7 protein-coding genes are annotated in these 6,706 nt (G+C 66.1%); 1 reads left to right on the forward strand and 6 read right to left on the reverse strand.

Features of this window, described 5'->3' with window-relative positions; genetic code table 11:
* Positions 1-122: 122 nt before the first annotated feature.
* The 5 genes from miaB to WH367_RS03765 all read right to left on the reverse strand — a co-directional run bounded on the left by miaB (position 123) and on the right by WH367_RS03765 (position 4,980).
* The gene (gene miaB / locus WH367_RS03745) at positions 123-1,451 is read right to left on the reverse strand and encodes a tRNA (N6-isopentenyl adenosine(37)-C2)-methylthiotransferase MiaB (RefSeq protein WP_312989610.1); all 1,329 of its coding nucleotides are present in this window, start codon (positions 1,449-1,451) and stop codon (positions 123-125) included.
* 170 nt (positions 1,452-1,621) lie between these two features.
* On the reverse strand, positions 1,622-2,062 hold the full coding sequence (locus WH367_RS03750) for a hypothetical protein (RefSeq protein ID WP_339517300.1): 441 nt from the start codon (positions 2,060-2,062) through the stop codon (positions 1,622-1,624).
* Positions 2,063-2,139: 77 nt separating this feature from the next.
* A complete protein-coding gene (locus WH367_RS03755; RefSeq protein ID WP_339534326.1) occupies positions 2,140-3,039 on the reverse strand; it encodes a DMT family transporter in 900 nt (299 codons plus the stop codon).
* Positions 3,040-3,046: 7 nt separating this feature from the next.
* Positions 3,047-4,030 carry a bifunctional helix-turn-helix transcriptional regulator/GNAT family N-acetyltransferase gene (locus WH367_RS03760; protein ID WP_339534328.1) on the reverse strand — a complete coding sequence of 328 codons (984 nt, stop codon included), beginning with the start codon at positions 4,028-4,030 and terminating at the stop codon, positions 3,047-3,049.
* A 95-nt stretch (positions 4,031-4,125) separates the two neighbouring features.
* Positions 4,126-4,980 carry a DODA-type extradiol aromatic ring-opening family dioxygenase gene (locus WH367_RS03765; protein ID WP_339534330.1) on the reverse strand — a complete coding sequence of 285 codons (855 nt, stop codon included), beginning with the start codon at positions 4,978-4,980 and terminating at the stop codon, positions 4,126-4,128.
* 88 nt (positions 4,981-5,068) lie between these two features.
* Here WH367_RS03765 and WH367_RS03770 point away from each other — a divergent pair, with 88 nt between their 5' ends.
* Entirely contained in the window at positions 5,069-5,974 is a 906-nt protein-coding gene (locus tag WH367_RS03770; RefSeq protein ID WP_339534331.1) for a LysR family transcriptional regulator, read from the forward strand.
* On the opposite strand, the gene alkB is transcribed toward WH367_RS03770, so the two are convergent.
* Entirely contained in the window at positions 5,971-6,636 is a 666-nt protein-coding gene (alkB, locus tag WH367_RS03775) for a DNA oxidative demethylase AlkB (protein WP_339534332.1), read from the reverse strand. The genes WH367_RS03770 and alkB overlap by 4 nt on opposite strands.
* Positions 6,637-6,706 lie beyond the last annotated feature (70 nt).

The raw sequence follows: 6,706 nt of genomic DNA on the forward strand, positions 1-6,706 counted from the left end.
TGCATGCTAACGGGCCCCAAGGCAGGTGGGGCCTTTGCGGGCCACAAAAGCAGGGCAGAAGGCTATTTTCACCGTGTTTGCTGCGCCTGACCAGCGCGGCCTCGGCCTGCCAGCAATGGATCTCAATGGGTGATCAGCACTTCACCGCGCAGCGTATAGGTCATGGTCTCGGTGATGCGCACATCAACCATCTGGCCAATCAGGCGCTCCTGGCCGGGGAAGTTGACCACGCGGTTGCACTCGGTGCGGCCCATCAGCTCGCCGTTGTCGCGCTTGGACTTGCCTTCCACCAGCAGGCGCTGCACGGTGCCCAGGCGCTCTTCGCTGATGGTCTTGATGTTGTGGTTGATGACGGCTTGCAGCTCCTGCAGGCGGCGCAGTTTGACCTCGTAAGGCGTGTCATCGGGCAGGTTGGCAGCGGGGGTGCCAGGGCGCGGGCTGAAGATAAAGCTGAACGAGTTGTCAAAGCGCACATCGCCAATGAGCTTCATCATCTTCTGGAAGTCCTCTTCGGTCTCGCCGGGGAAGCCCACGATGAAGTCGCTGCTCATCGCCAGATCGGGGCGGATGGCGCGCAGCTTGCGCACTGTGCTCTTGTATTCCATAGCGGTGTAGCCGCGCTTCATCGCCATCAGGATCTTGTCGCTGCCGTGCTGCACCGGCAGGTGCAGGTGCGAGACCAGCTTGGGGATCTTGGCATAGGCCTCGATCAGGCGCGGCGTGAACTCATTGGGGTGGCTGGTTGTGTAGCGGATGCGCTCGATGCCGGGGATCTCGGCCACATATTCGAGCAGCAGCGCGAAGTCGGCGATCTCGGCCGTGTCGCCCATCTTGCCCAGGTAGGCATTCACGTTCTGGCCCAGCAAGGTGATTTCCTTGACGCCTTGCGCGGCCAGGCCTGCGACCTCGACCAGCACGTCCTCAAACGGGCGGCTTACCTCTTCCCCCCGGGTGTAGGGCACGACGCAGTAGCTGCAGTACTTGGAGCAGCCTTCCATGATCGACACAAAGGCCGATGCACCTTCAACCCGTGCGGGTGGCAGGTGGTCGAACTTCTCGATCTCGGGGAAGGAGATATCGACCTGCGGCTTGGCCTTGGCCGCGCGGGCATTGAGCAGCTCGGGCAGGCGGTGCAGGGTCTGGGGGCCAAACACCACATCGACATAGGGCGCGCGCTTGATGATCTCGGCGCCTTCCTGGCTGGCCACGCAGCCGCCCACGCCAATCAGCACGCCCTTTTCCTTCAGGTGCTTGATGCGGCCCAGGTCCGAGAACACCTTCTCCTGCGCCTTCTCTCGCACCGAGCAGGTGTTGAACAGGATCAGGTCGGCCTCGTCCATGTCCTGTGTGGGTTCATAGCCCTGGGCAGCGCCCAGCACATCGGCCATCTTGTCCGAGTCGTACTCGTTCATCTGGCAGCCGAAGGTTTTGATAAATACTTTTTTGGACATGGTGCAAATCTCGTGGGGGCCCAGGGGCTGCGGTAGCAGGCCTGAAGGAATACCGAAATACGGCAGAAAGCCAGGCGCCAGGCGGGCGCACTGCTGCCTAAGGGGGATACGCAGGTCGCCCGGCCGGGTTTGACCGGGGCGGTCAGCCCAAGCGGCGGCGCCAATGCGCTTTATTTAAAGAGTCCGCTCCAGAAGCCGTTGTCGGCGCGGTCGCGTTTGAGGGCGGCTTCGTCGCTGTTCAAGATCCAGGCGGCATGCACGCGGCCGCTGGTTTTCTCGATCACATAGTTCACCGTCAGCTTCTGGCCCAGCACGGTGTTGGGGCGCACCGTCGTGTTTTGCGGGTTGTAGAGCTTGAAGGCCGGTGCCAGCAGCAGCGCCTGGTTGTCGATCGTGGCTTCGGTCGGGCTGGTGACCACCAGGTAGCCACGCAGGGCCTGGGGCGGAAAGGCGCGGACGGGGCCCTGGAATGGGGCAAAGGTGGCGGTCTGGGCCAGGCTGGGCAGGGCACTGATGCCGCCCAGTGCCAGGGCAAATGCGGCGAGGCTGGCGCGCGTGGCGCGTCGCAGGCGGTGGTGGTGGGATGTGTGGGGTGTGGTGCAGCGGTTCATGGTGTATATCCAGGGGCTGGAGGCCGCATTCTACAAACACTGGCGGTGCCGCAGTCCGGCACTGGGGCAAGCTGGGCCTAGTCTGCGGGCGCCCGGGTGCTGATGACAAGACCGGCCAGCACCAGCGCGATGGCGGCCAGCAGCGCAGGTGATGGCAGGCGCTGGTGCAAGGCCAGCTCCAGCAATGCCGCGGTGACAGGGCCCAGCGCCTGGAAGGCAATCACCAGCGATGCCTGCAGCCGGCCCAGCGCCCACAGCAGGCAAAAGTAACCCAGGCCGCTCGACAGCCCGATAAAGACCATATGGCCCCACTGCGTGGCAGAAAACACCGGCCACAGCGGCTGGCCTTGCCAGCTGCAGTACAGCGCCAGAAACAGCACCGATGCGGCCATCGCCAGGCCGCTGGTGGGCAGCGCCGGGTAGCGCCGCATATAGGGGCCGTAGAGAATGCTGGTGGCCGCACCCACCAGGGTGGCGGCGAGCAAGGCCGCCATGCCGCTGCCGCCCAGCAGGCCCAGGCTGCCTGCGCCACCCACGCCGCTGGCAGCGCGCGCACTGCCAAGCAGCAGCACGGCGACGCCGCAGACGGCCAGTGCCAGGCCCGCTAGCCTGCGGCGGCTCAAAGGCTCGCGCCCCGATAGCGCCGCCAGGCACCAGGTAAAGAGCGGCATGGTGGCAAACACCAGCGCGCAGGTGGAGGCGGGCAGGCGCGCCAGTGCATGGTTGAGCAGCAGGACCAGCAGCGCAAACTGCGCGACGCCCAGCAAGGCGATCGCCAGCGCATCGCGGGCGCGGTAGCGCGGCCAGGTGGCAAGCAGTGCAGGGCCGGCCAGGATCGCCAGCCCGATGGCATAGCGCAAAAACGCCAGGCTGGCTGGCGAGGCAGCGGGCGATAGCGCGCTGGTGGAGACCATGGCCGCGCCCACCAGCATGCCGGTGGTGGCCGCTGCCCACAGCGCTGGCTGGCGCGCCTGCATCGCCCACCTAGGCGCCGTGCCGGCGGCGGCTGAACTGCTGCTCGACCACGGTCGAGCCCCATTGCTGGCCGGCCTCTTCATGCACCAGCGCAAAGCCCAGCGATTCGTAGAGCTTGCGTGCCGCATCCAGTCCCTGGAAGGTCCAGAGCTCGGTGCTGGCAAAGCCGCGCTGGTCGCAAAAGGCGAGGGCCTGCGTCAGCAGCTGGCGGCCGATGCCGCCGCCGCGGCAGCCGTCATCCAGAATGAACCAGCGCAGATGCGCCTGGTTGTTGCCCAGGTCCTGTCCGTCAATCGCGACCGAGCCGACGATGCGCTCGTTGTGCACCGCCGTCCAGATCTGGTTGCAAGGCTCGCCCAGGCGGCCGCTGAATTCGGCAAGGCCCGAGGCCACCTTGCTTTCAAAGAAAGCGCCAAAGCCCCAGTGCCGGGCATAGAACACGGCATGCATCTCGGCCACGCGGCCGATAACGCCGGGCCGGTAGCCGCTGTGAATCTGGATACTGCTCGTGGCCGAGGTGGCAGCGCTGCCCTGGCCCGCCGCGCTGCCCAGCCGGTGCGCCTGCAAGGCCTGGGCATAGGCCATTAAGCCCTGCGCCACGGACTGCTGCAGCGAGGGGTTGAGTTGCGCCAGCGCACTGCGCACCTGTGTTTGGCCGTATGCATGGATGCCTGCGACCGTGCGTTGGCCTTGCGCTGACAGCTGCAGCTGCTTGGCGCGGGCATCGTCTGCGCAGGGCTCTTCTTGCAGCTCACCGTTGGCGATGAGCTTGGCCAGCATGCGGCTGACGCTGGATTTGTCCAGCCCCAGATACTCTGCCAACTGGGCGGCGGTGACCTGGCCATGCGCATCGATTTCCAGCAGCGCATGGACGGCTGAGGCCGAATAGGGCGTCGCCGCCAAGGTGTTGGCCATAAAGCCCAGCTCCCGCACCATGGTGCGCGAGGCGCTGCGGATGTCGTTGACCAAGGGGGTGTCGGTAGCGGCTGCCATGCGTCTCTCCAGTGTTTGGTTGCAATATACAACTTTTTGGTTGTGTAATGCAACTTTTTTGGAGAGGCCGGCAGCTGCCTGCCCATCAGCAGCGCTTAGGCGGCATCCAGCCGGTAGCTGGATACGGCCAGCCCACCCATGAAGTTGTCTTCATGGTACACACGCACGGCGCGGTCGCCTTCGGCGGCGCCGACCGCGACCATCAGCGGCAGCAGATGCTCTTCACGCGGATGGGCGATGCGTGCGGCGGGCGCGTCTTCCCAGTCCAGCAGGCGCTGGCTGCGGCTGGCGCTGTCCAGCTGCAGCATGGTCTCGGCCAGCCAGTCGTCAAAGGCTTTGGAGGGCACGCGGGCCTGCGGTCCAAAGGCACGCAGGTTGTGGTACGACAAGCCGCTGCCGATGATCAGCACATCCTCATCGCGCAAGGCGGCCAGCGCCCGGCCCAGCGCCAGGTGCTCTGCCGGGTCCAGGCCCCGGCGCAGCGACAGCTGCACCACCGGCACATGGGCCTCGGGGTAGATCGCGGCCATGGGCGAGAACATGCCGTGGTCATAGCCGCGCTGGGCGTCCTGCTGCACTGCAATGCCGGCCTGGGCCAACAGGCCCGCCACACGCCCGGCCAGTTCAGGCGAACCTGGCGAGCGGTAGTGGACCTGGTAGGTATGGGCCGGAAAACCGCCGTAGTCATAAATCATGCCGGGCTGGGGCGTGGACTGCACGGTAAAAGTATCGGCCTCCCAGTGGGCCGACACCATCAGGATTGCGCGCGGTGTGCGGCCGATCTGGCGCGGCATATCGGCCAGTGAGGCTGCGAGCTGCGCGTAGTAGTCATGCATCTCGGGCATCCAGGGCCAGGGGCCGCCGCCGTGCGAGATAAAGTAGACGGGCAGGCGGCTGCCGCTGGTGGTGATGTTGGTGCTGGCGGGGGCGGTGTGGGTGGTCGTGGTCATATGGAAAACTCCTTGTCTCCAATGTAGTAGCTGCCTAAAAGGAAACCAAGTAGCTAGAATGCAGCGGTTGATTTCCTATTAAGAAACTATGGACCAGCTCACCAGCATGCAGGTGTTCCAGGCGGTGGTGGACAACGGCAGCTTTGCCCAGGCTGCTGAACGCCTGGGCATTTCGGCCCCGATGGTCAGCAAGCATGTGGCCCAGCTGGAGCAGCGCCTGGGCGCGCGCCTGCTCAACCGCAGCAGCCGCCATATCAGCCTGACCGAGGCGGGCCAGCGCTGGTATGCGCAAAGCAGCCTGGCGCTGGAGATGCTGGACGCTGCCGCCCAGGAGATCGGCCAGCATAACCAGGCCCCCAGTGGCCAGCTCAAGATCAGCGCGCCGGTCTGGTGTGCCACGCCGCAGATGGCGCGCATCCTGGCGCGCTACCGCGCCCGCTACCCGCAGGTGCTGGTCGACATCCACCTGGACAACCAAAAGATCGACCTGGCCACCGCCGGCTATGACATGGCCTTGCGCGCCTCGTCCGACCCCGCGCCGCATCTGATTGCCCGCCCGCTGTGCCAGGTGCCTTTCTACCTGGTGGCCAGCCCTGCCTACTTGCAGCAGGCCGGCCCGCCCCAGCAACCTGCCGACCTGGCCCAGCACCCTGCGGTGCTGCCCAGCTATGTGTCGCTCAGCCCCATGCAGCTAAGCCAGCCCGGTGGCCGCAGCGCGCCGCTGCATCTGCAGCCGGCCCTGCTGTCCGATGACTCCAACCTCAGCCTGCATGCGGTGCGCGCCGGCATGGGCCTGGGCTTGTTGCCATCCTGGTTGGTGGAGGACGACCTGCGCAGCGGCCAGCTGCAGCGGGTGCTGCCCCAGTGGGAGGCGCTGACGGTGACCCTGTATGCGATCTACACCAGCCGGCGCTACCTGGCCCCCAAGGTGCGCAGCTTTATCGATTGCCTGTCGCAGGAGCTGGGTGGTGCGGCCCCTGAGCCAGCGGCCTAGCTCGCGCGGCGGAAGGTGAGGTTGATTCTTTGCCCGTCCAGCAGCGGATGCGCCGTGGGGCTGGTCCCATCCTTGACCGGCATCACCCCGTGGTAGCGCATGCGGTCCACGCCACCCCAGACCACCACATCGCCATGCTGCAGTGGCAGCTTTTGCGTGGCATCGGCGCGGGCATCGCCACCCCACAGAAAGATGGCGGGCAGGCCCAGTGACACCGACACGATCGGGTGGCGGGCGTCACCTTCGTCCTGGTGCAGGGTCAGGCGGGTGCCGACGCTGTAGCGGTTGATCAGGCAGGCATTGGGCGCAAACGGAGGCAGCTCGGCAGCTTCTGCCGCCTGCGCGGCCAGCGCTGCGAAGGCGGGTGGCATGGCGGGCCAGGGCTGGCCGCTCAAGGGATCGGTGGCGCTGTAGCGGTAGCCGTGCTGGTCGCTGTACCAGCCAAATGCGCCGCAGTTGCTCATCGCCACCTGCATATCGCGCCCGCCCGGGGTGCGCAAATGCCGAAACGGCGCCTGCTGCACGATGGCCTGCACCTGGCGCAGCAAGTCATCCTCCCAGCGCAGCGCAAAGCCGCGCAGCACGCAGGCCTGGCGGCCAATGGCAATGCGCTCCCAGGGCGGCTGGTCGTCGTCGGCGGCGGGGCTGAACAGGTCTTGCATGGGGCTATTGTGCCCCTGCGGGCATAAAAAAACCGCAGGGCCTGTGGCAGGCACTGCGGTGGGATGTGGT

Origin of the sequence: Comamonas sp. MYb21, from assembly GCF_037479395.1 — a bacterium.
Lineage (GTDB): Bacteria > Pseudomonadota > Gammaproteobacteria > Burkholderiales > Burkholderiaceae_C > Comamonas.